23 protein-coding genes and 2 pseudogenes are annotated in these 24,004 nt (G+C 52.7%); 15 read left to right on the forward strand and 10 right to left on the reverse strand.

Annotation, left to right across the window (positions count from 1 at the left end):
- The first annotated feature begins 6 nt into the window (after nt 1-6).
- Genes OGV75_RS17945 through OGV75_RS17955 form a run of 3 tightly spaced genes read left to right on the forward strand, consistent with a single transcriptional unit; the run spans nt 7 to nt 3,667 of the window.
- The gene (locus OGV75_RS17945) at nt 7-819 is read left to right on the forward strand and encodes a class I SAM-dependent methyltransferase (RefSeq protein ID WP_047358286.1); all 813 of its coding nucleotides are present in this window, start codon (nt 7-9) and stop codon (nt 817-819) included.
- Nucleotides 816-1,673, forward strand: coding sequence for a ModD protein (modD, locus tag OGV75_RS17950; protein WP_169330035.1), 858 nt, complete (start codon nt 816-818; stop codon nt 1,671-1,673). Before OGV75_RS17945 ends, modD begins: the two co-directional genes overlap by 4 nt.
- A gap of 23 nt (nt 1,674-1,696) precedes the next feature.
- The gene (locus OGV75_RS17955) at nt 1,697-3,667 is read left to right on the forward strand and encodes a TonB-dependent receptor plug domain-containing protein (protein ID WP_137352313.1); all 1,971 of its coding nucleotides are present in this window, start codon (nt 1,697-1,699) and stop codon (nt 3,665-3,667) included.
- A gap of 41 nt (nt 3,668-3,708) precedes the next feature.
- Here the strand turns inward: OGV75_RS17955 and OGV75_RS17960 are convergent, their stop codons facing one another.
- Nucleotides 3,709-3,963: a GlsB/YeaQ/YmgE family stress response membrane protein gene (locus OGV75_RS17960; protein ID WP_016153363.1), complete on the reverse strand. Its 255-nt coding sequence runs from the start codon at nt 3,961-3,963 to the stop codon at nt 3,709-3,711.
- Between the two features lie 200 nt (nt 3,964-4,163).
- On the opposite strand from OGV75_RS17960, the gene ycgR reads away from it, so the two are divergent.
- A complete protein-coding gene (gene ycgR / locus OGV75_RS17965) occupies nt 4,164-4,898 on the forward strand; it encodes a flagellar brake protein YcgR (protein WP_095715404.1) in 735 nt (244 codons plus the stop codon).
- 11 nt (nt 4,899-4,909) lie between these two features.
- Here the strand turns inward: ycgR and emtA are convergent, their stop codons facing one another.
- Nucleotides 4,910-5,521, reverse strand: coding sequence for a membrane-bound lytic murein transglycosylase EmtA (gene emtA / locus OGV75_RS17970; RefSeq protein WP_016153365.1), 612 nt, complete (start codon nt 5,519-5,521; stop codon nt 4,910-4,912).
- A 98-nt stretch (nt 5,522-5,619) separates the two neighbouring features.
- On the opposite strand from emtA, the gene ldcA reads away from it, so the two are divergent.
- Nucleotides 5,620-6,534 (forward strand): muramoyltetrapeptide carboxypeptidase, encoded by a 915-nt coding sequence (gene ldcA / locus OGV75_RS17975; RefSeq protein ID WP_047358289.1) that lies wholly within the window; start codon nt 5,620-5,622, stop codon nt 6,532-6,534.
- A gap of 97 nt (nt 6,535-6,631) precedes the next feature.
- Nucleotides 6,632-8,362: pseudogene (locus tag OGV75_RS17980) on the forward strand (potassium/proton antiporter); the annotation flags it as partial.
- Here OGV75_RS17980 and OGV75_RS23670 read toward each other — a convergent pair.
- The 3 genes and pseudogenes from OGV75_RS23670 to OGV75_RS17990 all read right to left on the reverse strand — a co-directional run.
- Nucleotides 8,303-8,425, reverse strand: a pseudogene (locus OGV75_RS23670) (hypothetical protein); the annotation flags it as partial. The pseudogenes OGV75_RS17980 and OGV75_RS23670 overlap by 60 nt on opposite strands.
- Nucleotides 8,426-8,478: 53 nt before the next feature.
- A complete protein-coding gene (gene dadX / locus OGV75_RS17985; protein ID WP_286480981.1) occupies nt 8,479-9,549 on the reverse strand; it encodes a catabolic alanine racemase DadX in 1,071 nt (356 codons plus the stop codon).
- Between the two features lie 12 nt (nt 9,550-9,561).
- The gene (locus OGV75_RS17990; RefSeq protein ID WP_046275019.1) at nt 9,562-10,860 is read right to left on the reverse strand and encodes a D-amino acid dehydrogenase; all 1,299 of its coding nucleotides are present in this window, start codon (nt 10,858-10,860) and stop codon (nt 9,562-9,564) included.
- Nucleotides 10,861-11,182: 322 nt separating this feature from the next.
- Between OGV75_RS17990 and OGV75_RS17995 the strand changes: the two genes are divergently transcribed.
- Nucleotides 11,183-12,715 carry a SpoVR family protein gene (locus OGV75_RS17995; RefSeq protein WP_114680220.1) on the forward strand — a complete coding sequence of 511 codons (1,533 nt, stop codon included), beginning with the start codon at nt 11,183-11,185 and terminating at the stop codon, nt 12,713-12,715.
- Nucleotides 12,716-12,790: 75 nt separating this feature from the next.
- Here OGV75_RS17995 and fadR read toward each other — a convergent pair whose 3' ends face one another.
- A complete protein-coding gene (gene fadR / locus OGV75_RS18000; protein WP_016153370.1) occupies nt 12,791-13,510 on the reverse strand; it encodes a fatty acid metabolism transcriptional regulator FadR in 720 nt (239 codons plus the stop codon).
- A gap of 236 nt (nt 13,511-13,746) precedes the next feature.
- Between fadR and nhaB the strand changes: the two genes are divergently transcribed.
- The 3 genes from nhaB to OGV75_RS18015 all read left to right on the forward strand — a co-directional run bounded on the left by nhaB (nt 13,747) and on the right by OGV75_RS18015 (nt 16,415).
- Entirely contained in the window at nt 13,747-15,291 is a 1,545-nt protein-coding gene (gene nhaB, locus OGV75_RS18005; protein ID WP_029139569.1) for a Na(+)/H(+) antiporter NhaB, read from the forward strand.
- 141 nt (nt 15,292-15,432) lie between these two features.
- A complete protein-coding gene (gene dsbB, locus OGV75_RS18010) occupies nt 15,433-15,963 on the forward strand; it encodes a disulfide bond formation protein DsbB (RefSeq protein ID WP_003844060.1) in 531 nt (176 codons plus the stop codon).
- A gap of 110 nt (nt 15,964-16,073) precedes the next feature.
- A complete protein-coding gene (locus OGV75_RS18015; RefSeq protein ID WP_286480982.1) occupies nt 16,074-16,415 on the forward strand; it encodes a TehB family protein in 342 nt (113 codons plus the stop codon).
- Nucleotides 16,416-16,444: 29 nt separating this feature from the next.
- On the opposite strand, the gene ycgN is transcribed toward OGV75_RS18015, so the two are convergent.
- From ycgN to OGV75_RS18030, 3 genes are all read right to left on the reverse strand, one after another.
- Nucleotides 16,445-16,891: a cysteine cluster protein YcgN gene (ycgN, locus tag OGV75_RS18020; protein ID WP_016153373.1), complete on the reverse strand. Its 447-nt coding sequence runs from the start codon at nt 16,889-16,891 to the stop codon at nt 16,445-16,447.
- Between the two features lie 92 nt (nt 16,892-16,983).
- Entirely contained in the window at nt 16,984-17,643 is a 660-nt protein-coding gene (locus OGV75_RS18025; RefSeq protein WP_016156786.1) for a fumarylacetoacetate hydrolase family protein, read from the reverse strand.
- Nucleotides 17,644-17,712: 69 nt separating this feature from the next.
- Nucleotides 17,713-18,006 carry a YcgL domain-containing protein gene (locus OGV75_RS18030; protein ID WP_016153375.1) on the reverse strand — a complete coding sequence of 98 codons (294 nt, stop codon included), beginning with the start codon at nt 18,004-18,006 and terminating at the stop codon, nt 17,713-17,715.
- A 126-nt stretch (nt 18,007-18,132) separates the two neighbouring features.
- On the opposite strand from OGV75_RS18030, the gene minC reads away from it, so the two are divergent.
- The 3 genes from minC to minE are packed head-to-tail and all read left to right on the forward strand — an operon-like array spanning nt 18,133 to nt 19,946.
- A complete protein-coding gene (gene minC / locus OGV75_RS18035; RefSeq protein WP_016153376.1) occupies nt 18,133-18,840 on the forward strand; it encodes a septum site-determining protein MinC in 708 nt (235 codons plus the stop codon).
- Nucleotides 18,841-18,863: 23 nt separating this feature from the next.
- On the forward strand, nt 18,864-19,676 hold the full coding sequence (minD, locus tag OGV75_RS18040) for a septum site-determining protein MinD (protein WP_003020956.1): 813 nt from the start codon (nt 18,864-18,866) through the stop codon (nt 19,674-19,676).
- A gap of 3 nt (nt 19,677-19,679) precedes the next feature.
- Nucleotides 19,680-19,946: a cell division topological specificity factor MinE gene (minE, locus tag OGV75_RS18045; RefSeq protein ID WP_001185666.1), complete on the forward strand. Its 267-nt coding sequence runs from the start codon at nt 19,680-19,682 to the stop codon at nt 19,944-19,946.
- 85 nt (nt 19,947-20,031) lie between these two features.
- Here minE and OGV75_RS18050 read toward each other — a convergent pair whose 3' ends face one another.
- Entirely contained in the window at nt 20,032-20,949 is a 918-nt protein-coding gene (locus OGV75_RS18050; protein WP_016153377.1) for a LysR family transcriptional regulator, read from the reverse strand.
- A gap of 103 nt (nt 20,950-21,052) precedes the next feature.
- Here OGV75_RS18050 and OGV75_RS18055 point away from each other — a divergent pair, with 103 nt between their 5' ends.
- Nucleotides 21,053-22,135, forward strand: a complete 1,083-nt coding sequence (locus tag OGV75_RS18055) for a tartrate dehydrogenase (protein ID WP_286480984.1) — start codon at nt 21,053-21,055, stop codon at nt 22,133-22,135.
- A 255-nt stretch (nt 22,136-22,390) separates the two neighbouring features.
- Nucleotides 22,391-23,992: a BCCT family transporter gene (locus OGV75_RS18060; protein ID WP_049043155.1), complete on the forward strand. Its 1,602-nt coding sequence runs from the start codon at nt 22,391-22,393 to the stop codon at nt 23,990-23,992.
- The last annotated feature ends 12 nt before the right edge of the window (nt 23,993-24,004 follow it).

Below are 24,004 nucleotides of genomic sequence, written 5' to 3' on the forward strand. Positions count from 1 at the left end.
ATATTCATGCTCATTGACGACATTGATTTTGCCGATCTTTACCGTAAGCAATTACAGCTGGCGAACAGAACCGAGAAAAAGCCGGAGCACTGGGACAAACGTGCGGAAAAAATGGCGGAGAATTGCGCCTCATTAACCGACAGCTATCTGCTGCAACTGCTGGGGAAAATCGACCTGCAAGGTGCAGAGTCGCTGTTTGATATGGGTTGCGGCCCCGGTACAGTCTCGCTGGCGCTGGCTAAAAAAATGCCAATAATTTACGGCGTAGATTACAGCAAGGGAATGCTGAGCGTAGCTGCCCGCCGCGCCGCACAAATGAACGCCCGTCACGTACAATGGGTGCAACGAGCCTGGGAAGAGCACTGGGATGATTTACCCCAGTGCGATATCGCCGTCGCCTCGCGCTCCACGCTGGTTGCCGATATGCGCCAGGCAATGAGCAAGCTGAATAATCAGGCCCGGCTGCGGGTTTATACCACCCACCTCGTCAGTTCATCTTTCGTTTCTCCCACCATTCAGCGCGCACTGGGCCGCGAAGTGATTGAACTGCCCAACTATATCTATGCGCTTAATGTTCTTTATCAGATGGGGATCCACGCGCACGTTGATTTTATCCGCGGTCCCAACTGTCAGCAGGACAACAGCACCTGGACGCGTTTTCTGGAAAATGTGCGCTGGAGTATGGGTGAACTGAGCGCCGACGAGGTCGAACGTCTGGAAAACTGGTATCAACAGCAGGATCCACGCGCTATTGCCCCCGCCAGCCGTGACTGGGCGCTTATCTGGTGGGACAGCATCCCGCGGGAGGCGCTGCGATGATCTACTTTTCGCAGGCGCAAACTGACGCGCTGCTGCTGGAAGATATTCAGGGCGGCGATCTGACCACCCGTGCGCTGGGTATCGGCGCCCAACCAGGCGTCATCGAGTTTAACCATCGCCAGGGCGGATGCGTTAGCGGTACCGCTGTTGCCAGACAAATGCTGACGTCATTGGGATTAACCGTCACCGATATTATGTCCGATGGCGAACGGGCGAACGCCGGACAGCGACTGATTCGCGCACACGGACCGGCGGCGGCGCTGCACCAGGGCTGGAAAGCGGTACAAAATGTACTGGAGTGGAGCTGCGGCGTGTCGGGCTATCTCGTCGAGATGCTGAGCATGCTGCATCAACGCTATCCCGATGGGCAGATTGCCTGCACCCGCAAAGCCATTCCCGGTACGCGTTTACTGGCGACTCAGGCAATACTTGCCGCCGGGGGCATTATCCATCGGGGAGGATGCGCCGAAACGGTACTGCTGTTTGCTAATCACCGCCGTTTTCTTACCAACCCAAACGACTGGACAGGCGCGATTGCGCGCTTACGCAGCCATGCGCCAGAAAAAAAGATCGTGGTCGAAGCGGATACGCCAGATGAGGCATTGGCCGCCCTACGCGCCGCCCCTGATGTCCTACAACTCGACAAATTTACCCCCGAGCAGGCGGCAGAAATTGCCCGTCAGGCCCCTGCTCTGGCCCCCCATTGCACGCTGGCACTGACCGGCGGCATTACCCTCGCCTCGCTGGCGGGTTATCTCGACTGCGGTATCAGACTCTTTATCACTTCCGCGCCTTACTACGCTCCACCTGCGGATATCAAAGTGAGCCTGAGCCCGGACGCACGTGGCCTATAACATCAAAAAATGGACTAAAAATAATGAATTTCAACAAAAGTTGTCTTTACACAGCCCTGTCGTTTGCTTTCGCGCACAGTGCTTTTGCTGGGCAGGAAAGCGAAACCATGACCGTCTGGTCTAGTCCGGTCTCCGCGGCCACCACCACGGTTCTCGGCCAGGAAACGATACAACAGCTGGATAAACAGAACGTGGCGCAGGCGCTGAGCGTCGTCCCCGGCGTCGTGCTGCAAAAGTCAGGCAACCGCAACGAGCAACAGGTAAAAGTGCGCGGATTTGACAGCCGTCAGGTTCCCGTCTTTTTTGACGGCGTGCCGGTGTACATCCCCTATGACGGCAACCTCGATTTAGGCCGTTTTCTGACATCCGATATCGCTTCGGTTGAAGTCTCCAAAGGCTACTCGTCTCTGTTACAGGGGCCAAACCAGATGGGCGGCGCCATCAATATCACTACAAAAAAACCGACCAAACCGCTTGAAGGCAGCATTGGCTATCGCCAGGGCTGGAGTCGCAGCAAAGACAACGCCCACGATATGCACGCTTCATTTGGCGCCAGTAACGATCTCGGCTATATCCAGCTCAGCGGCAGTCAGCTGAAGCAGGATTTCCTTGGGTTACCACATGGCGTGGACAACCCGGTTGCAGGCAGTCACGGCAAGATGATCAACTCTTCCGCTGATGACAAGCGTGGCATCGTGAAGCTGGGCTTTACCCCTCGTGGAGATGATGAATATGTGCTGACCTATATAAATCAGGACGGTGAAAAAGATAATCCACCGTACGCCGGAACCAGCAGCCAGAAATCACGCTACTGGCAATGGCCACAATACGATAAAGAGAGCTATTACTATCAGGGAACCACGCATCTGGGCGACCGTTTTACCCTGAAAAGCCGTCTGTATCGCGACACCTTTGAAAATACGTTGATGATGTACAACTCGCTGGCCGATCTGAAAAATAAGAAAGGCAGCTACAGCCATTATTCGGACTATAGCGATGGGGCTGGCCTGCAGCTCGCTGCGGATATGCGAGAAAACGATCTGCTCTCTTTCGCCGTGAACTGGAAGGACGATGTTCACCGCGAGAAAGGCGCACCGAATGCGGCTTACGACCGCTACGAAGACCGCACCTGGTCCGTGGCCAGTGAATACCAGTGGGCTGCGGCGGATAATGTCGATGTGGTGGCGGGAATAAGCTATGACTGGCGAGACAGTCTGGAAGGTATGAAGCACGAGAAAAACGGCAGCGTCACGCACTACGATGACAACAATCAGTCGGCCTTTAACTGGCAGGTGATGACCAAATACCACTTTGAAAATTCAGACACATTAGCGCTGTCTTACTCTGACAGAACGCGTTTCCCAACGTTAAAAGAACGCTACACGACCTCGAAACCGGCCTATAACCAGGTGGCCCTGGTCAATCCACAGCTTAAACCGGAGCGCGCCCGCAGCGTCGACCTGACATGGAATGGTTCACTTAGCCAGAACTGGGGATTCGAAGCCAGCGTGTATTACAACCGCATCAGCGACGCGATCCTTTCGCACAATATTGATGCCGATACCATCCAGAATCAGAACAGTGGTCGGGTGGATTACACCGGCCTGGATGCAGGCGTTAAAGGTAAAGTTTTTGATATGCTGGACGTCGGGCTGAGCTACGGCCTTATTCATGCGGACGCCAAACGCAGCGATATCGGTAAGATTACCGATCTGCCGACGCAAACCCTGACCGCCTGGATGACGCTGAAACCGTGGGAGCCACTCAGCATTACGCTGTCCGAAGAGGCCCGTTCGTCGAGCTATAGCAATACCGACGGCTCGCAGAAAGCCGCTGGTTTCGCCATTACCCATTTGCGCGCTGATTACGCCATTGGCCACGGGTTTAGCGTTAACGCTTCGGTCAATAACCTGTTCGATACTCAGTACGTTTACAGTGAAGGATTTATTGAAGAGGGGCGTAATTACTGGGCGGGCATTGAGTATCAGTTCTGACTTAACAATGCAGAAAAACGGCCCCGTCAGGGGCCGTTCGATTAATCTCGTCGTACAAGCCGAAAGACACCCAGCACAACAATCGCGCCGACCACGGCCACCAGGAAGCTGTGGAGATTAAACCCGCTGATATCGCCGCCGATACCGAACATCGTAGCCAGCCATCCACCGACCACAGCACCGATAATACCGAGAATGCAGGTCAGGATAAATCCACCGCCATCGCGCCCCGGCATAATCAGTTTGGCGATAACCCCCGCAATCAGACCAAAAATAATCCAGGTAATAATTCCCATTTCCAGGCCCTCTTTCCAGTGAACGCACGCGCAAGACATTCTTGCGCCAGCACGTTAAGTATAGGCAAGCCATCGCTACGTGCTTTTTCCCTCAGACTTAATTCATTGGGTTTGGTAAAAAATTTCATCCATTTGTATTAAGTTCCGTTGATTGATGCCGATAATCCAACGATAAACCAGGCATCCAGGAGTCATTAGGTGTGAGTAACTACAATGAGCAGTTCCTGAAGCAAAATCCATTAGCGGTGTTAGGCGTACTCCGGGACTTAAATTCGCAGCAGGTTCCGCTGCGTATCTCCTGGTCAGGTGGCCAGTTCATCAGCAAAATACTGGCTGTCAGCCCGGACGAACTGATCATGGATTTTGGTAGTCAGGAATATGAAAACCAGGCCGTGCAGCGGGCCAGTCAGATAACGATTATCGCCGAAACGCAGGGAGCCAAAGTGGAGTTCACCCTGCCACAGCTGAAAAAAGGCGAATACCAGCGACTACCCGCATTTATCTCATCATTGCCGCCATCTCTGTGGTTCGTCCAGCGTCGGGAATATTTCCGTATCGGTGCTCCACTGCATCCCCCCTATCGCTGCACGGTAAAAATGCCGGATAACAGCACGCTGTGTTTTCGCTTATTCGATTTGTCTCTTGGCGGTATGGGCGGGCTGTTAGAAACGGCAAAACCAGAGGGACTGGTAGAAGGCATGCGCTTTTCACAGGTTGAACTGAACATGGAGCAATGGGGAGTGTATCAGGTGGACGCCCAGCTAATTTCCATTAGCGAACGCAAAGTTATCGACGGGAAAAACGAAACAATTACCACTCCCCGCCTGAGCTTTCGTTTTCTCAACGTCGGCCCGGCGGTGGAGCGTAACCTACAGCGGATTATTTTTTCCCTCGAGCGCGAGGCCCGGGAAAAGTCGAATAAGGTGCGCGATTAGCATCACCTGAATTACATCACATCCAGCGCTTGTTGAAGCTTCCAGATATAGCGCGGAGCCTGCGGCGCCGGATGATTATCCGCAACATGTTCAATAAATTCATCCGGGCTGAGATCGTTTATCTTATTAATGGCTTTTTTCCTGTCGGAGGAGAACGTTCGCAGCAGCGCGCCCGCACCGTTGGCGTACGATACCACCAGCGCATATTGCATCACCTGCGGATCTTCGATCCCGGCCAGCGGCCCGGTCTCAAGAATGCTCAGGTATGCGGCCCCCATCGAGATATTGCGCTCAGGATTTTTCAGCTCGCTGGTCGACGGCTCGCCACTCCACCCCATGCGACGATAAACATCACGCCCTGACGTAGAGGCTTTTAACTGCATCAGGCCAATCGCATTAGACTTACTGACCGCATTCGGGTTTCCACCTGATTCAATGGCGATGATAGCGGTAATCAATTGTGGACTGACACCCCAGGCCGCACCGGCTTTTTCGCTGATCGGCATCCATTGCATTGCGCGTTTAACCGGAACTTCAGCATTCCACGGCGGATTTTTGTAATCCTGTTTTGAACTACAGCCCGCAAGTAATACAACCAAAAAAGCAAACCATCTCAATTTCACGTCATCTATCCTTATAGCCGGAACCTGTCGCTGAGGTGACAACGACATACCTACGCGGCATGATATACATTTGGTTTTAGTTGTAGCAAGGAAATGCCATGTCCCGGTTTCACTTAATTGCCCCGTCGGGCTACTGTATCAACCAGCAGGCTGCCTTACGCGGGCTGGCGCGTCTTACTGAGGCCGGTCATCAGGTCGACAATTCAGCGGTCATTGCACGCCGCTGCCAGCGTTTTGCGGGTACAGAAGCAGAACGGCTTGCTGATGTGAACGCGCTCGTAAATCTGAACACGCCCGATACCATTGTGATGGCAGTACGCGGCGGCTATGGCGCGAGCCGTTTACTGGCAGATATTGACTGGCAGGCGCTGGCGAACCGTCAGCAACACAACCCGCTGCTGCTGTGCGGACACAGCGATTTTACCGCGATCCAGTGTGGTCTGCTGGCGCAGGGGAATGTGATTAGCTTCAGCGGCCCGATGCTGGCGGCTAACTTTGGCGCCGAGGAGATGAACGCATTTACCGAGCACCATTTCTGGCAGGCTGTTCGCAATGCCCAATTTACCCTCGAGTGGCAAGGTAACGGTCCGGCATGTGCGACCGAAGGTACGCTATGGGGCGGAAATCTGGCGATGCTCATTTCTCTGATGGGCACGCCGTGGATGCCCGCTATCGAAAACGGCATTTTGGTGCTGGAAGACATTAACGAGCATCCTTTTCGCATTGAACGCATGCTGCTGCAACTGTATCACGCAGGAATACTGGCCCGACAAAACGCCATCATCCTCGGCAGTTTTAGCGGCAGCGCACCTAATGATTACGACGCGGGTTACAGTCTTGACTCAGTTTGTGATTTTCTACGCGCCAGGTTATCGGTTCCGTTGATCGACGGCCTCGATTTTGGTCATGAACAACGCACCGTCACCTTGCCGTTGGGGGCAAGAGCGGTACTGAAAAATGATAAAAACGGCGCTCAGCTCACCTTAAGTGGGCATCCGGTACTTAAATCGTAAAAAAAGCGGTTAACAGGGCTAAGTAAAACGCTGTTTCTGTCGTTATTATGTTAGGGTTTATAAATACGAAACAGCGTAATTCAGGAGTAACCGAACGTTGGATGCCGCAGCAATAATTAGCCTTTTTATTTTGGGTTCCGTACTCGTCACCTGCAGTATCTTACTCAGTTCATTCTCATCACGTCTTGGTATCCCTATTCTGGTGATATTTCTCGCTATCGGTATGTTAGCGGGAGTCGACGGCGTGGGCGGTATTCCTTTCGATAACTACCCTTTCGCCTATATGGTGAGTAACCTGGCGCTGGCGGTTATCCTGCTCGACGGCGGGATGCGCACCCAGGCCAGCTCATTTCGTGTCGCGTTAGGCCCGGCGCTGTCGCTGGCGACCGTCGGGGTGCTGATAACCTCCGGACTCACCGGCATGATGGCCGCGTGGCTGTTTCATCTGGATCTTATCGAAGGACTCCTGATTGGCGCGATTGTCGGTTCAACCGATGCCGCGGCGGTTTTTTCCCTGCTCGGCGGCAAGGGGCTTAACGAGCGTGTTGGCTCTACGCTGGAAATTGAGTCCGGGAGTAATGACCCGATGGCGGTGTTTTTAACCATCACGCTTATCGCCATGATTCAAAATCACGAGACCGGTTTAAGCTGGATGTTTGCAGTGCATATTATCCAGCAGTTCGGCTTAGGGATCATACTGGGTCTCGGTGGTGGCTACCTGCTTCAGCAAATGATTAACCGCATTTCACTGCCTGCCGGGCTTTATCCGCTACTGGCCTTAAGCGGTGGGATCCTGATTTTTGCCCTGACCACTGCACTGGAAGGCAGCGGTATTCTGGCGGTCTATCTGTGTGGTTTCCTGCTGGGTAATCGCCCCATCCGCAACCGATTTGGCATTCTGCAAAACTTCGACGGTCTGGCCTGGCTGGCGCAAATCGCCATGTTCCTGGTGCTGGGACTGCTGGTTACGCCGTCCGACCTGCTGCCTATCGCGATCCCTGCGCTGATTTTGTCTGCATGGATGATATTCATTGCCCGTCCGCTGTCGGTCTTCGCCGGACTGCTGCCGTTTCGTGGCTTCAATCTGCGCGAGCGCATTTTCATCAGTTGGGTGGGCCTGCGCGGTGCAGTCCCCATTATCCTCGCCGTGTTCCCAATGATGGCGGGTCTGGAGAATGCGCGCCTGTTCTTTAACGTCGCGTTCTTCGTGGTTCTGATCTCGCTGCTGTTTCAGGGAACGTCGCTTTCCTGGGCCGCCAAAAAAGCCAAAGTGGTGGTTCCTCCCGTCGGCTGGCCCGTTTCGCGCATTGGTCTGGATATTCATCCGGAAAACCCCTGGGAGCAATTCGTTTATCAGCTCAGCGCGGATAAGTGGTGTGTAGGAGCCGCACTGCGTGACCTGCATATGCCGGAAGAGACGCGAATTGCCGCCCTGTTTCGTGACAACGTGCTGTTTCACCCATCCGGCAGTACGCGGCTGCGTGAAGGCGATGTTCTGTGCGTCATTGGTCGTGAGCGCGATCTCCCTGCTCTCGGCAAGCTGTTTAGCCAGTCGCCGCCGGTATCGTTAGACCAGCGCTTCTTCGGTGATTTTATTCTCGAGGCCAGCGCAAAATATGCCGATGTGGCACTGATATATGGCCTGGAAGATGGCACAGAGTATCGTGATAAACAGCAAACGCTGGGTGAAATTGTCCAGCATCTGCTTGGCGCCGCGCCGGTCGTCGGTGACCAGGTTGAATTTGCTGGCATGATCTGGACGGTTGCTGAGAAAGAAGATAATGCGGTGCTGAAGGTCGGTGTTCGCGTTGCTGAAGATGAGGATGAGGCGCGTTGATGCTTTTTGCCGGGCGGCGGCAGCGCTTTGCCCGGTTTGCGCTCTGCGTCGCATAAACGGTGTAGCCGGATGAAACGCATCAGCGTCGACATCCGGCTTTAGATACGTTACACCGTCACAACCGGCACGCGCAGCGCCAGAGAACACATCAACTCGTAGCCCACCGTACCCGCTGCGCTGGCCACATCGTCAATTTTAATCTCTTTGCCCCACAGCTCTACCGGCGTCCCGATCCCCGCCTGCGGACACGGTGTCAGATCTACCGCCAGCATATCCATTGAGACCGTCCCCACCGTTGTAGTGCGTACGCCGTCCACCAGCACCGGCGTTCCGCTTGGCGCATGGCGCGGGTAACCGTCTGCATACCCGGTCGCCACAATGCCAATGCGCTGCTCGCCGCTGGCGGTATAGCGTCCCCCGTAGCCCACCCGATCTCCAGCTTTCAGCGTCTGTATGCCGATTATCTCGCTGCTCAGGGTCATGACCGGTTTCAGGCCGGTATTGGCGATGTCCCGCCACTGTCCCGAAGGTGATGCACCATACAAAATAATGCCCGGGCGCACCCAGTCATAATGTGCTTCAGGGTGCCACAGTGTGGCGGCCGAATTGGACAGCGACCGTCTGCACTCCAGTCCTTCTGTCGCCTGTGCAATCCGCGCCATAGCGTCCTGGATACCTTCCGGGTGCTCCGCATCTGCAAAGTGGGACATCAGCGTCATTTCACCGACGTTGGGCATTGCCCGCAGCTGTTGCCAGACCGTTGATACTCTTTCCGGTAAGAAACCCAGTCGGTTCATACCGCTGTTCACCTTCAGATAAACATCCTGCGGCGCGTTGAGGCGCGCATTCTGCAGCGCTTTTAATTGCCAGTTACTGTGTACACAAGTGGTCAGACGATATTTGTCATACACCATCAGGTCTTCGGCGTGGAAAAATCCCTCCAGCATGAGTATCGGGCCTTTCCACCCGCGCTCACGCAGGGTTATCGCTTCTTCAAGATTGAGCATGGCAAAACCGTCGGTTGTGCCCAGCGCATTCCAGACACGTTCAATGCCGTGTCCGTATGCATTGGCTTTCACCACCGACCAGACGCGGGCGTCCGGCGCGGCCTGGCGGGTAATGGTCAGGTTTTGTTTCAACGCCTGCAGGTCAATGCTGGCCAGTATCGGGCGAGTCATCTCACGTCCTTATCAGTTATGTGCGCCATGTAAATGCCGTGGACGAGATGGGGTAAACCCCGGGCTGTAACGCGCCACGCTCAGATCGTCGTAAGGAATGGCTGGTGTGCGGCCAGACAGAATGTCGCTCAGCAACTGACCCGAACCGCAGGCCATGGTCCAGCCCAGCGTGCCGTGGCCGGTATTAAGCAGTAGATTCTTAAAGCGCGTTCGCCCGATCACTGGCGTACCGTCCGGCGTCATCGGACGCAGCCCGGTCCAGAAGGTTGCCTGCTCCACATGCCCACCGCGCGGAAAAAGATCGCGGACGACCATCTCCAGCGTCTCACGACGGGGTTGCAGCAATTCCGTATTGAAGCCGACAATCTCCGCCATGCCGCCAACGCGAATACGGTTATCAAAGCGGGTAATGGCGATTTTGTAGGTTTCATCAAGGATCGTTGAAACCGGCGCGCCGTCATCTTGCGCCACCGGAATGGTCAATGAATAGCCTTTGAGCGGATAGACCGGAATATCAACGATCCCTTTTAGCATCGCCGTAGAGTACGAGCCGAACGCCATTACATAGGCATCGGCTTTGACTATCTCCTCGCCACACTGAACGCCATAAATCTGCTCACCATCGCTCAACAGCTTATCGACCGGAGTATTAAAGCGAAATTTCACACCCGCCTGCTCCGCCATCAGCGCCAGACGCTGGGTAAACAGCTGGCAGTCACCCGTTTCGTCATTCGGTAAACGCAGACCGCCGGTCAGCTTGTGTGCCACTTCCGCCAGCGCCGGTTCAACTTCCGCCAGGCGGCTTGCTTCCAGGAGCTGATACGGCACACCGGCGTCCTCGAGGACGGCGATGTCGCGGGTCGCGTTCTCATACTGTTGAGCGGTACGGAACAGCTGTAAAGTTCCGCCCTGGCGTCCTTCGTACTCGATACCGGTAGAGGCGCGTAGCGCTTTCAGGCAATCACGGCTGTATTCCGCCAGTCGCACCATCCGGCCCTTGTTTTCCATGTAATGGCTGGTGTCGCAGTTGCGTAGCATCTGCCACATCCATTTCAACTGGAACTGCGTCCCGTCGAGGCGAACGGCCAGCGGCGCATGGCGCTGAAACATCCATTTAATTGCTTTAAGCGGGACGCCTGGCGCCGCCCAGGGTGCTGCATAACCTGGAGAGATTTGCCCCGCGTTCGCCGCACTGGTTTCCAGTGCCGGACCGGGCTCACGATCAATGACGGTGACATCGTGTCCAGCCTGACTTAAGTACCAGGCGCTGGTCACGCCAACGACACCACTTCCCAGTATGACAACTCGCATAGCCACTCCGTTAACAGTAAAAGAACAATCATCTAATTACATCTTGATAACTCAGTTGAAAATATTATTCAACATATGGCTTTTTTATGGTGACTTATCTCACATATGGCGGTGATGGCGGGGAACTCCCTGCTTTGGTATCTCCTGCTGTGCGTTATTTTTATCCAGCATAAAATTTTGCGGTCATACCGTTTTTCGACGCCTCGCTAACAAGAAATCGCAAAGAAAAAATTTCAGCCGCAGCACGTTTTTTAACACCATGATCTATGCTTGAAATGAGGTACTCCAGACAGAGAGTGCCGCCAACAATGAGGGTGCGCGAATGGCTACGATTGATTCCATGAACAAGGACAGCACACGGTTAAGCGATGGACCCGACTGGACGTTTGATCTGCTGGATATCTATCTGGCGGAAATAGACCGCGTGGCGAAACTCTACAGACTGGATACCTACCCGCACCAAATCGAGGTGATCACCTCCGAACAAATGATGGACGCTTACTCCAGCGTCGGGATGCCAATCAACTATCCTCACTGGTCGTTTGGTAAAAAATTTATTGAAACCGAGCGTTTGTATAAGCATGGTCAGCAGGGGCTGGCCTATGAAATTGTTATCAACTCCAATCCGTGTATCGCGTATTTGATGGAGGAGAACACCATCACCATGCAGGCGTTGGTGATGGCGCATGCCTGCTACGGACATAACTCCTTCTTTAAAAACAACTATTTGTTCCGTAGCTGGACGGATGCCAGCTCCATCGTCGATTACCTGATCTTCGCGCGAAACTATATTACCCAGTGTGAAGAGCGTTACGGCGTGGATGAAGTCGAAAAGCTCCTCGACTCCTGTCACGCGCTGATGAACTACGGCGTGGATCGTTACAAACGCCCGCAAAAAATCTCCCTACAGGAAGAGAAAGCCCGACAGAAAAGCCGTGAAGAGTATCTGCAAAGCCAGGTAAATATGTTGTGGCGTACGCTGCCGAAGAAAGAGGAAGAGAAAACCGTTGCGGAAGCCCGACGTTATCCTTCTGAACCGCAGGAGAACCTTCTGTACTTCATGGAGAAGAACGCCCCGCTGCTGGAATCCTGGCAACGCGAAGTGCTGCGCATTGTGCGCAAGGTCAGCCAGTATTTTTATCCGCAGAAACAGACCCAGGTGATGAACGAAGGGTGGGCCACTTTCTGGCATTACACCATCCTTAATCACCTTTATGACGAAGGTAAAGTCACCGAACGGTTTATGCTGGAGTTTTTACATAGCCATACCAACGTGGTATTCCAGCCGCCGTACAACAGCCCGTGGTATAGCGGCATAAACCCCTATGCTCTGGGTTTTGCCATGTTCCAGGATATTAAACGAATTTGTCAGTCGCCTACCGAAGAGGACAAATACTGGTTCCCGGATATAGCGGGTTCTGACTGGCTGGAAACCCTGCATTTCGCGATGCGCGATTTCAAAGATGAGAGCTTCATCAGCCAGTTTCTGTCACCGAAGGTTATGCGTGATTTCCGCCTGTTCACCGTGCTGGATGACGATCGTCATAATTATCTGGAGATTTCCGCGATTCACAACGAGGAAGGATATCGTGAGATCCGCAACAGGCTGTCGTCGCAATATAACCTGAGCAACCTTGAGCCGAATATTCAAATCTGGAATGTCGATCTGCGCGGCGACCGCTCGCTCACCTTGCGCTATATTCCGCATAACCGCGCTCCGCTGGATAAAGGACGCAAAGAGGTGCTCAAGCATGTGCACCGGCTCTGGGGTTTTGACGTGATGCTGGAGCAGCAGAATGAAGACGGCAGTGTGGAGCTGCTGGAGCGTTGCCCGCCGAGGATGAACGGTCTGTAAATCTTATTGCCGGATGGCGACGCGAAAACCTCTTATCCGGCCTACAATGCATTTCGTAGGCCGGATAAGGTGCGATTAGCGCCCCTGAATAGCTAAATCGCCCGGCAGGTTTTTCTGCATACGATGCCAAATCTCGCCGCTGTCGTGACCATAGCGACGCACCGTTTCATATACCTGCTCATGAGCACCCTGATCACAAAGTTCTGACAGCTTACGGTAAAAGCTCAGCGCCAGCGCGCGGGCTTCCGGATTGGCGAAATAATGGCGGCCAATGCGGGTATATAATCCCTTCATTCCATTGAGGATCAAACCGTAAATCGGATTGCCAGAGGCAAATGCCAGACCGCGGAAAATGTTATAGTCCAGATCGGCGAATGCATCAGCATGGTCGGCCACCTGATTTGCCGTTGCCAGAACCTCCTGCGCTTTATCAGGATGCTGGCGAAACGCGGTACGAACAAAGATCGTCGAGATGTTGGTACGCACGGACAGCAGATTATCAATAAGCTGCGGCACGCTCTCGTGATCGAGACGCGCCAGCGTTTCAAGGATATTTAGCCCGGAGGTTTCCCAGAAGTTATTCACCTTCGTCGGCTTGCCGTGTTGAATGGTCAACCAGCCGTCCCGCGCCAGACGCTGTAATACCTCGCGTAACGTGGTACGTGTCACTCCAATCAGTTCAGAGAGTTCACGTTCAGCAGGCAAAATAGTGCCAGGTGGGAAGCGGTTATTCCAGATACTTTCAATGATGTACTCTTCCGCGAACCCAGCCGGGCTTTGCGCCTTAATGACCATAGTGATAATTCCATTACACAGCAAAACATAGTTACAGTTATCATACCAGACGGGCTACATGGCTGATAGCTGACGCAATGAAGAAAAAGTGGATCAAGGCTTCATTTTCCAGATTACGCTGAAGCACAGCCAGCCTTGTCCGTCGCGTGAATAGCTTGCCTGTACTCCCTCCTCCCGCTAAGCTTTGCGGTCAAACATAAAAACATGATTTCATTTTTAAAGGTAGGGAAATCACCATGGAGCTATCATGGGGCCGCGCTATGTGGCGCAATTTTTTAGGTCAATCACCTGACTGGTACAAACTTGCACTACTCGTATTCTTAGTCGTTAACCCGGTAATATTTTTCATCAATCCCTTTATTGCGGGCTGGCTGTTGGTGGCCGAGTTCATTTTTACGCTGGCGATGGCGTTAAAATGTTACCCGCTGCTACCAGGCGGGCTGCTAGCCATCGAGGCGGTCATCATCGGCATGACCAGCGCCACACATGTGCGTGAAGAGGTTGCCGCTAACCTTGAGGTGCTATTGCTGCTGATGTTTATGGTGGCTGGCATCTACTTTATGAAGCAGTTGCTGCTGTTTATTTTCACCCGCCTACTACTTACGATTCGCTCCAAGATGCTGCTGTCGCTGGCATTTTGCGTTGCCGCTGCCTTCCTTTCTGCATTCCTGGATGCGCTGACCGTCGTTGCCGTGGTAATCAGCGTAGCGGTTGGTTTTTATGGTATCTACCATCGTTTCGCCTCTTCCCGCACGGAAGACAACAATATGCTCGATGATAGCCATATCGATCAGCACAATAAGGTCGTACTGGAGCAGTTCCGTGGTTTTCTGCGCAGCCTGATGATGCATGCGGGTGTCGGTACGGCGTTAGGCGGCGTAATGACTATGGTCGGCGAACCGCAAAACCTGATTATCGCCAAAGCGGCTGGCTGGCATTTTGGTGACTTTTTCCTGCGCATGTCGCCGGTCACCGTCCCGGTGCTGATTTGCGGCCTGTTAACCTGCATGCTGGTTGAGAAATTGCGCTGGTTTGGCTATGGCGAAACGCTGCCGGAGACCGTCCGCGATGTCCTGCAACAGTTTGACGATCAAAGCCGTCAGCAGCGTACTCGTCAGGAAAAAATCAAACTGATTGTTCAGGCGATTATCGGTATCTGGCTGGTGGTTGCCCTGGCCCTGCATCTGGCGGAAGTCGGATTAATCGGTCTGTCCGTCATTATCCTGGCCACGTCGTTGACCGGCGTTACTGACGAACACGCGATTGGTAAAGCGTTTACCGAGTCGCTGCCTTTCACTGCCCTGCTAACCGTGTTCTTCTCTATCGTTGCGGTGATTATCGATCAACAGCTCTTTTCACCGATTATTCAGTTTGTTTTGCAGTCCTCTGAACATGCTCAACTGACGCTGTTCTATCTCTTTAACGGCCTGCTGTCTTCTATCTCTGATAACGTGTTTGTCGGCACCATCTACATTAACGAAGCCAAAGCCGCGTTGGAACATGGGACCATCAGCCTTAACCAATTTGAGCTGTTAGCGGTGGCGATCAATACCGGGACTAACCTGCCTTCCGTTGCTACGCCAAACGGCCAGGCGGCATTCCTGTTCCTGCTGACCTCCGCGCTGGCACCATTGATTCGACTCTCTTATGGCCGCATGGTGTGGATGGCTCTGCCTTATACTCTCGTCCTGACGCTGGTTGGTCTGCTTTGCGTCGAGTTCACGCTTGTTCCGGTGACTGAGTGGATGACCCAGGCGGGCTGGTTAGCTACACTTTCATAACAATTTACCGGGCAAATCACTGCCCGGTTTGACTTTTTGCATGATAATTATCCGATTACTCAAATTTTCAATTCCTGCTAGTGGCGCATAAATTGAATTGGTTTAAACTGCGCTCTCTACGCATGTTGCAGGGAAATTATTATGTTGCGATTTTTAAACCAGTGCTCCCGAGGTCGTGGTGCATGGTTATTGTTGGCGTTAACCGCCTTTGCGCTGGAGCTTGTCGCGCTGTGGTTCCAGCACGTCATGCTGCTAAAACCTTGCGTGTTGTGTATTTACGAACGTAGCGCATTATTTGGCGTGATGGGCGCGGGGCTGGTGGGGGCTATCGCACCAAAAACGCCACTACGCTATGTGGCGATGATTATCTGGATTTACAGTGCCTGGCGCGGACTGCAGTTAGCTTATGAGCACACCATGATTCAGTTGCACCCATCACCGTTTATGACCTGTGATTTTGCAGCACGCTTCCCGAGCTGGCTGCCGCTGGACAAATGGCTGCCGCAGGTGTTTTTAGCATCCGGTGACTGTGCTGAACGCCAGTGGTCTTTTTTAACCCTGGAAATGCCACAGTGGCTGTTGGGGATCTTCGCCGCTTACCTGGTGGTCGCCGTGCTGGTAGTCATAGCACAGCCGTTTAAACCGAAAAAACGTGACCTCTTCGGTCGCTAACAGAGACGCTCCTTCGGGAGCGTTTTTTTTGCCTTAAATTCATTGCCTGCTGGCATCTATAAAATGTATATTAAATACATCTTATAGATGCCACACCAAGGAGATGTCTGATGTCCCATTTACGCATCCCGGCAAACTGGAAAGTAAAACGCTCTACTCCCTTCTTTACCAAAGACAACGTCCCGGCAGCACTTCTTTCTCACCATAACACCGCAGCAGGCGTGTTTGGACAGCTCTGCGTAATGGAAGGTACGGTAACGTATTATGGCTTTGCCAATGAAGACGCAAAAGAACCTGAAGTGAAAGTGGTGATTAATGCCGGTCAGTTCGCGACCAGCCCACCGCAGTCCTGGCATCGCGTTGAATTAAGCGACGATGCGCAATTCAACATTAACTTCTGGGTGGAAGATGACAACCACTCCGATGAAATGTATCAGGCGAAAAAGTCTTAACCCTTAACGCCTGCTAATCGATGGGCGGGTCAGTCCGCCCATGAAGGTTTGTTCAGGATATGATCCTGCCAGTCACGTACTTCCGATTCTTTCACCGCAATATGACGAACGGAGATACGTTCACCGTGCATCGCCGCTTTTGATCCTGTCAGCAACGGGTGCCACTCCGGCAGCCCTTTTCCTTCTGCGAGCAGACGATAGGCGCAGGTCATCGGCAACCATTCAAAAGTCGGCAGATTATCACGCGTCAGTTTGATGCAGTCAGGCTCGTACTCGAATCGACGTTCGTAATTACGACACTGGCAGGTTTTAATGTTGAGCTGACGACAGGCGACGTTGGTAAAGTAGATTTCGTCAGTGTCTTCATCCATCAGCTTATGCAGGCAGCATTGACCGCACCCGTCACATAATGACTCCCACTCGGCATCGGTCATTTCATCAAGGGTTTTACTTTGCCAGAAAGGTATGTCGCTCATCAGGGTTTCCGCTATTGCAATAAAGCTGCACCTTATAACCAGTCTGGCACGCTGATGCAAGTTTTGCCGCCCGAAAAGGCGGCAAGCAGAGATTACAGCACGCGGGTTGTTAGCGTTTGACCGTGAAAACTGATGGCCAGTTCGTCGCCGCTGCTTAAAGGTCCCACGCCTGCTGGCGTTCCCGTTAGCACCACATCGCCCGCTTTGAGGGTAAAGAAACGGCTCATATAAGCAATCAAGGGAACGATGTGATGGATCATGTCCGCCGTGGAGCCGTGCTGGCGAGTTTCACCGTTGACCGTTAATCCAAGCATCGTATCCTGCGGGTCGCCGTTAAACTCCGCCACCGGAATAAATCCAGACAGCGGGCAAGAGTTATCAAAACCCTTCGCTTTTTCCCATGGCTGCCCCGCCTTCTTCATTTTGCCCTGAATATCGCGCAGAGTCAGATCCAACGCGACACCATAACCGGCGATGGCTTTGCGCACATGATCTTCTGTCGCTTGCCGCAGGGTCGCACCAATCAGCACAGCCAGCTCAACTTCATGGTGGACAGACCCCATATCAGATGGGATCACCAGCGGCTGGCGCAAATCGCACAGCGCGGTTTCCGGTTTAATAAACAGAACCGGTTCTTCCGGGGTGGTTCCGCCCATCTCTTTAATATGGTTAGCATAGTTACTCCCTACGCAAACCACCTTACTCACCGGATAATCCAGCAGAGCACCATGCCAGTTGTGATGTTGATACATTACTTTCCCCTAACGTAGTCATAGATTTCAGGTACTGCATCGATGGAACGTGCTGCTGCCGGATGCAGTTTAACGTTTAGCGTCTGGTGTATTTTGTTTTGCCGCTGCCAGATGCTGTTTAAGTAAATCTTCTGGCGGCGGGGGTATTTGTAAATAATAGCCCTGCTCGGTCAGGGCCTGTTTTACTTTTTCAAGATCGGCATTAACTAATTTTTTTCGCCCATCAAGCGGTAACATCATTGCCAGCGTCGGCTGACCAAATCCTCTCATCAGTTCTTCAGGAACGCGCGAGAAATCGTCTTTTTTTTCGACATATAAATAGGTCTGGTCACGTTTGCTGCTTCGGTAGATCACACAAAACATATCTTTTACTCTGAATTCACGGAATGGTGGCTTGCCTCAATATAATACTGACTATAACATGCCTTATAGTCTTCGGAATATCACCCCGCGCTGGGGATGATAAATAGCAAATTGAGTAAGGCCAGGATGTCAAACACGCCAATCGAGCTTAAAGGCAGTAGCTTCACCTTATCAGTGGTTCATTTACATGAAGCAGAACCCGAGGTTATTCGTCAGGCGTTGGAAGACAAAATCGCGCAGGCACCGGCTTTTTTAAAACATGCTCCCGTGGTGGTTAACGTGAGTGGTCTTGAAAGCCCGGTAAACTGGTCAGCGCTGCAGAAAGTGGTCGCGTCTACCGGATTGCGCATTATTGGCGTTAGCGGATGCAAAGACGCCAGACTAAAGGCAGAAATCGACGAAATGGGTCTTCCTTTACTGACTGAAGGTAAAGAAAAAGCTATTCGTCCTGCGCCTGTTGAGGTCCCGGCTCCCGTCGCTCCGCCGCAAAACGTTACTCCCATCACAAAAACACGATTAATAAATGTGCCGGTTCGTTCCGGTCAGCGCATTTATGCTCCACAATGTGATCTGATTGTTACAAGCCACGTCAGTGCGGGCGCAGAGCTTATCGCTGATGGCAATATTCATGTTTATGGAATGATGAGAGGCCGTGCGCTGGCAGGTGCAAGCGGCGATCGTGAAGCGCAAATTTTTTGTACCCATCTGACGGCAGAACTGGTGTCTATCGCAGGTGTTTATTGGCTGAGTGATAAAATCCCAGCAGAATTTTATGGCAAAGCGGCCCGTCTGCAATTAGCAGAGAACGCTTTGACAGTTCAACCGTTGAATTGATCCCTTTTTAACAAGGAATTTCTATGGCACGCATTATTGTTGTTACTTCGGGTAAAGGGGGCGTTGGCAAAACCACCTCCAGCGCGGCCATCGCTACAGGTTTGGCCCAGAAGGGAAAGAAAACTGTCGTTATTGATTTTGATATCGGCCTGCGTAACCTCGATCTGATTATGGGTTGTGAACGCCGTGTCGTTTACGACTTCGTCAACGTTATTCAGGGCGATGCGTCGTTAAATCAGGCGTTAATCAAAGATAAGCGTACCGAAAATCTCTTTATTCTTCCGGCATCACAGACTCGCGATAAAGACGCGCTGACGCGTGAAGGCGTCGCGAAAGTTCTGGACGACCTGAAAACGATGGAATTCGATTTCATCGTCTGCGACTCCCCGGCGGGTATTGAAACCGGCGCGCTGATGGCCCTGTATTTTGCCGATGAAGCGATTATCACCACTAACCCGGAAGTCTCCTCTGTACGTGACTCTGACCGTATTCTGGGTATTCTGGCGTCGAAATCTCGTCGTGCGGAAAACGGTGAAGATCCGATTAAAGAGCATTTGTTGCTGACGCGCTACAACCCTGGCCGCGTAAATAAAGGTGACATGCTGAGCATGGAAGACGTACTGGAAATTCTGCGAATCAAGCTGGTTGGCGTGATTCCTGAAGATCAGTCAGTCCTGCGCGCGTCTAACCAGGGTGAGCCGGTTATTCTCGACATCAATGCTGATGCCGGTAAAGCCTATGCTGATACCGTAGACCGTCTGTTGGGAGAAGAACGTCCTTTCCGCTTCATTGAAGAAGAGAAGAAAGGTTTCCTCAAACGCCTGTTCGGAGGATAAGTTATGGCATTACTGGATTTTTTTCTCTCGCGGAAAAAGAGCACAGCGAACATCGCTAAAGAGCGACTGCAGATTATTGTTGCGGAACGTCGTCGTAGTGACGCCGAGCCACATTATTTACCGCAACTGAGGAAAGATATTCTCGAGGTTATCTGCAAGTATGTACAAATTGATCCCGAAATGGTCACCGTACAGCTTGAACAAAAAGACGGCGATATTTCTATCCTCGAACTTAACGTGACATTACCTGAAGCTGAAGAGTCTAAATAACGGCTTTGCTCAGTGAGTTATAGTTACAAAAAAGGCAGATTATTCTGCCTTTTTTATTTTCAGTTTCTTGCCAGCTGTTGCGGATTTATTCCAAAGTAAACTTTGGATAGTTTTCGGCAAAATAGCGGCGCAAATACTCAACCGTAATACGGATTTTTGCCGACGTCGCCAGCCGAGAAACATAAACCGCCCATATATTTGCTGGTTGATAATACTCGGGTAATACGTGTACCAGATGTCCACCGGCAATGTTGTCGCAAACGTCCCACCACGAACGCAGGGCAATTCCCTGCCCATCAAGACACCACTGATGTACCACTTCGCCATGATTAGACGACAGAGGCCCCGTAACTTTAATTGAGTGAGCGCCCTCTTTATTACGCATTTGCCAGATGCCAAACGGATGGTCGCGCTCTTTGATAACCAGACAAGGAAAAGTGGAGAGATCGTTGAGTTGCTTCGGCGTCCCATGCTGCGCCACAAATTCCGGCGAGGCGCACAGAATACGGTAGTTAGTCGCCAGCTTGCGGGCAATCAGGTTCGGTGCGATATCATCCCCGATACGAATATCAAGATCGACGCCCTCATTCACCATATCCACCAGGCGGTCTTCAACATCGAACCTCAGTTCTAACTGCGGGTACGCTTTTGCCAGCGCAGACAGCGCCGGAGCCACCACCCGACGGCCAAAACCAAAGCTACTAATAATGCGTAGCATCCCCTGCGGGATCTGCCTGGCATCAGACAACTCGTCCATCATCTGATCGACATCCTGCAGGATCCGCTGCGCCCATTCGTAGATCCGCTCCCCCTCTTCCGTGATGGTTACACGCCGCGTTGTCCGGTGCAGCAGCACCACGTTCAGCGTCTGCTCCAGCAGGGCTACTCGCTTACTGATAAAAGCCGGTGATACACCCAGTTCCTCGGCAACGGCGGCAAATCCTGCCCGACGGGCAACCAGCATAAAGACGCGTAAATCATTTAGCAGCGGCAGATTATTCATGATCTGTGTTTTATGTTTCACCAGTTAGGGGGATTAACTCTTAATCAGTCAATTATAGGATAAGGGGAAAGTCAATTTTGATGGCGTACAAGTGAGAGCTGCTATGAAGAAAACCTGTCGTATTGCCGCTATCCCCGGAGATGGCATTGGTAAAGAAGTGCTGCCTGAAGGCATTCATGTGTTACAGGCAGCCGCCGAGCGTTGGGGGTTGTCGCTCAGCTTTGAGCAAATGGAATGGGCCAGCTGCGAGTACTACACCCATCACGGTAAAATGATGCCGGATGACTGGCATGAGCAGTTGCAATCCTTTGATGCTATCTATTTTGGCGCCGTTGGCTGGCCGGACACCGTACCGGACCACATCTCTTTATGGGGCTCGCTGCTTAAGTTTCGCCGCGAATTCGACCAGTACGTCAACCTGCGTTCGGTACGCCTGTTCCCGGGAGTCCCTTGCCCACTGGCGGGCAAGCAGCCAGGCGACATTGATTTCTACGTCGTACGCGAGAACACCGAGGGAGAATACTCTTCTCTCGGCGGACGCGTGAGTGAAGGGACGGAACACGAGGTGGTTATCCAGGAGTCGGTCTTCACCCGTCGCGGCGTAGATCGTATATTGCGTTACGCCTTCGAGCTGGCGCAAAACCGCCCGCGCAAAACCCTGACCTCGGCGACCAAATCCAATGGTCTGGCCATCAGCATGCCTTACTGGGACGAGCGTGTTGAAGCAATGGCGGCTAACTATCCTGAGATCCGTTGGGATAAACAGCATATCGATATACTGTGCGCTCGCTTTGTGATGCAGCCGGAGCGCTTTGACGTTGTGGTTGCTTCCAACCTGTTCGGCGACATCCTCTCCGATCTGGGTCCGGCCTGTACCGGGACGATTGGCATCGCACCTTCTGCCAACTTAAACCCGGAACGCACCTTCCCGTCCCTGTTCGAGCCAGTACATGGTTCGGCCCCCGATATTTACGGAAAAAACATCGCCAACCCGATTGCCACTATCTGGGCTGGCGCCATGATGCTGGACTTCCTTGGCAAGGGTGATGCCAACTATAAGGCTGCCCACGACGGTATTCTGGCGGCAATTGAGCACGTTATTGCCAGTGGCCCGAAAACGCCGGATATGAAAGGCAGCGCCACCACGCAACAGGTGGGAGAAGCCATCTGTCAGGCACTACGTTAGAGGTCAAACCACGAAATATGAGCCGCGTCACTGACGCGGCTTTTTTATGCGTTTTGTGGAGCCAATAACCTGCGCTAATTCACCTTTTATTATTTCCGTTCCGTGTTTTATTGCTTCACGCATCGGGTAATTGTTTAATTCATGTAAAGAACAAATAATAAAATTGTTAAATAAAAAGTAACTCATTCTACCCCTACAGCATGATAACAACGACAGGCTAATGCCATACGCGGGCAACTGTGCCCAGGAGATCCCATGTTGAGCAACGTCAAGAAAAAAGACATGCCGCTGATAGCCATCAGCCTGGTGGCTATTCTTTTCATCGCCGCCACACTTAGTCTCTTCCCTCAGCAGTCTGCACAAGTCGCAAATACCCTTTTTAACGGCGTTACCCGGATGCTGGGTTCCGCCGTGCAGATCCTCGTTCTGATGGCTATGGGTCTGGTCGTCTGGCTGGCTACCAGCAAATACGGCAACATCCGTCTGGGAGAAGGTAAAGCGGAATACAGCACGCTCTCTTGGCTGTTTATGTTTATATGCGCCGGATTAGGCTCCTCCACGCTCTACTGGGGCGTTGCTGAGTGGGCCTATTATTACCAGACCCCGGGGCTGAATATCGCGCCGCACTCGCAAAAAGCGCTGGAATACAGCCTGCCCTATTCCTTTTTCCATTGGGGGATCAGCGCATGGGCGACCTACACATTGGCCTCATTAACCATGGCCTACCACTTTCATGTGCGTAAAAACAAAGGACTGAGCCTGTCCGGGATTATCGCCGCCATTACCGGCGTGCATCCGCAGGGCGTCTGGGGTCGCCTGGTTGACCTGATGTTCCTGATCGCGACAGTTGGCGCGTTAACTATCTCTCTGGTCGTCACCGCAGCCACCTTTACCCGCGGTTTGTCTGCCCTGACGGGGTTACCGGATAACTTCACGGTGCAAGCGTTTGTGATCCTGTTCTCTGGCGGCATTTTCTGCCTGAGCTCCTGGATTGGTATCAATAACGGTTTGCAACGTCTGAGCAAAATGGTCGGCTGGGGGGCATTTTTACTGCCGCTGCTGGTGCTGATCGTCGGCCCGACCGAATTCATCACCAATAACATCATTAACGCCATCGGCCTGACGACACAAAACTTTTTGCAAATGAGCCTCTTCACCGACCCGCTTGGCAACGGTGAGTTCACCCGTAACTGGACGGTGTTCTACTGGCTGTGGTGGATCTCCTACACGCCGGGCGTGGCAATGTTTGTCACTCGCGTATCTCGTGGTCGCAAAATCAAAGAGGTTATCTGGGCATTAATCCTCGGTAGCACTGTTGGCTGCTGGTTCTTCTTTGGCGTGATGGAAAGCTACTCCATTCACCAGTTTGTGAACGGTGTGATCGACGTACCGCAGGTTATGGCGACGCTGGGTGGTGAGACGGCCGTACAGCAAGTGTTGATGTCGTTGCCTGCCGGGAAACTGTTTCTGGTGGCGTATCTGGCGATCATGATTATATTCCTCGCCTCACACATGGATGCTGTGGCCTACACCATGGCGGCCACCAGCACACGCAACCTGCAGGAAGGGGAAGATCCGCAGCGCAGTCTTCGTCTGTTCTGGTGCGTGGTCATCACCCTGATCCCATTATCAATTTTGTTCACCGGCGCGTCCCTGGAAACCATGAAGACCACGGTGGTTCTGACCGCTCTTCCATTCCTCGCCATCCTGTTGGTGAAGGTTGGCGGTTTTCTGCGCTGGGTACGGCAGGACTATGCCCACGTTCCTGCGCATCAAATTGAAAGCCATCTTCCCGAAGCGCCAGTTGACGTCCCGGTCGCGCCACCGGCCGGGACACTACTCAAAGGCGACAATTAAGCGCCAGTACAA

The sequence above is a fragment of the Citrobacter sp. Cb028 genome (genome assembly GCF_030336705.1).
Classification (GTDB): domain Bacteria; phylum Pseudomonadota; class Gammaproteobacteria; order Enterobacterales; family Enterobacteriaceae; genus Citrobacter; species Citrobacter braakii.

What these genes read in the sequence shown, in the direction of transcription:
- OGV75_RS18060 (WP_049043155.1), top strand. Translation starts at nt 22,391, where the DNA reads ATGTTGAGCAACGTCAAGAAAAAAGACATGCCGCTGATAGCCATCAGC.
- fadR (WP_016153370.1), bottom strand. Translation starts at nt 13,510, where the DNA reads ATGGTCATTAAGGCGCAAAGCCCGGCTGGGTTCGCGGAAGAGTACATC.
- OGV75_RS17955 (WP_137352313.1), top strand. Translation starts at nt 1,697, where the DNA reads ATGAATTTCAACAAAAGTTGTCTTTACACAGCCCTGTCGTTTGCTTTC.
- OGV75_RS18025 (WP_016156786.1), bottom strand. Translation starts at nt 17,643, where the DNA reads ATGTATCAACATCACAACTGGCATGGTGCTCTGCTGGATTATCCGGTG.
- OGV75_RS17995 (WP_114680220.1), top strand. Translation starts at nt 11,183, where the DNA reads ATGGCTACGATTGATTCCATGAACAAGGACAGCACACGGTTAAGCGAT.
- OGV75_RS17990 (WP_046275019.1), bottom strand. Translation starts at nt 10,860, where the DNA reads ATGCGAGTTGTCATACTGGGAAGTGGTGTCGTTGGCGTGACCAGCGCC.
- ycgN (WP_016153373.1), bottom strand. Translation starts at nt 16,891, where the DNA reads ATGAGCGACATACCTTTCTGGCAAAGTAAAACCCTTGATGAAATGACC.
- dadX (WP_286480981.1), bottom strand. Translation starts at nt 9,549, where the DNA reads ATGACTCGCCCGATACTGGCCAGCATTGACCTGCAGGCGTTGAAACAA.
- nhaB (WP_029139569.1), top strand. Translation starts at nt 13,747, where the DNA reads ATGGAGCTATCATGGGGCCGCGCTATGTGGCGCAATTTTTTAGGTCAA.
- OGV75_RS18050 (WP_016153377.1), bottom strand. Translation starts at nt 20,949, where the DNA reads ATGAATAATCTGCCGCTGCTAAATGATTTACGCGTCTTTATGCTGGTT.
- OGV75_RS18055 (WP_286480984.1), top strand. Translation starts at nt 21,053, where the DNA reads ATGAAGAAAACCTGTCGTATTGCCGCTATCCCCGGAGATGGCATTGGT.
- minE (WP_001185666.1), top strand. Translation starts at nt 19,680, where the DNA reads ATGGCATTACTGGATTTTTTTCTCTCGCGGAAAAAGAGCACAGCGAAC.
- minD (WP_003020956.1), top strand. Translation starts at nt 18,864, where the DNA reads ATGGCACGCATTATTGTTGTTACTTCGGGTAAAGGGGGCGTTGGCAAA.
- dsbB (WP_003844060.1), top strand. Translation starts at nt 15,433, where the DNA reads ATGTTGCGATTTTTAAACCAGTGCTCCCGAGGTCGTGGTGCATGGTTA.
- ldcA (WP_047358289.1), top strand. Translation starts at nt 5,620, where the DNA reads ATGTCCCGGTTTCACTTAATTGCCCCGTCGGGCTACTGTATCAACCAG.
- minC (WP_016153376.1), top strand. Translation starts at nt 18,133, where the DNA reads ATGTCAAACACGCCAATCGAGCTTAAAGGCAGTAGCTTCACCTTATCA.
- OGV75_RS18030 (WP_016153375.1), bottom strand. Translation starts at nt 18,006, where the DNA reads ATGTTTTGTGTGATCTACCGAAGCAGCAAACGTGACCAGACCTATTTA.
- modD (WP_169330035.1), top strand. Translation starts at nt 816, where the DNA reads ATGATCTACTTTTCGCAGGCGCAAACTGACGCGCTGCTGCTGGAAGAT.
- OGV75_RS18015 (WP_286480982.1), top strand. Translation starts at nt 16,074, where the DNA reads ATGTCCCATTTACGCATCCCGGCAAACTGGAAAGTAAAACGCTCTACT.
- OGV75_RS17960 (WP_016153363.1), bottom strand. Translation starts at nt 3,963, where the DNA reads ATGGGAATTATTACCTGGATTATTTTTGGTCTGATTGCGGGGGTTATC.
- OGV75_RS17945 (WP_047358286.1), top strand. Translation starts at nt 7, where the DNA reads ATGCTCATTGACGACATTGATTTTGCCGATCTTTACCGTAAGCAATTA.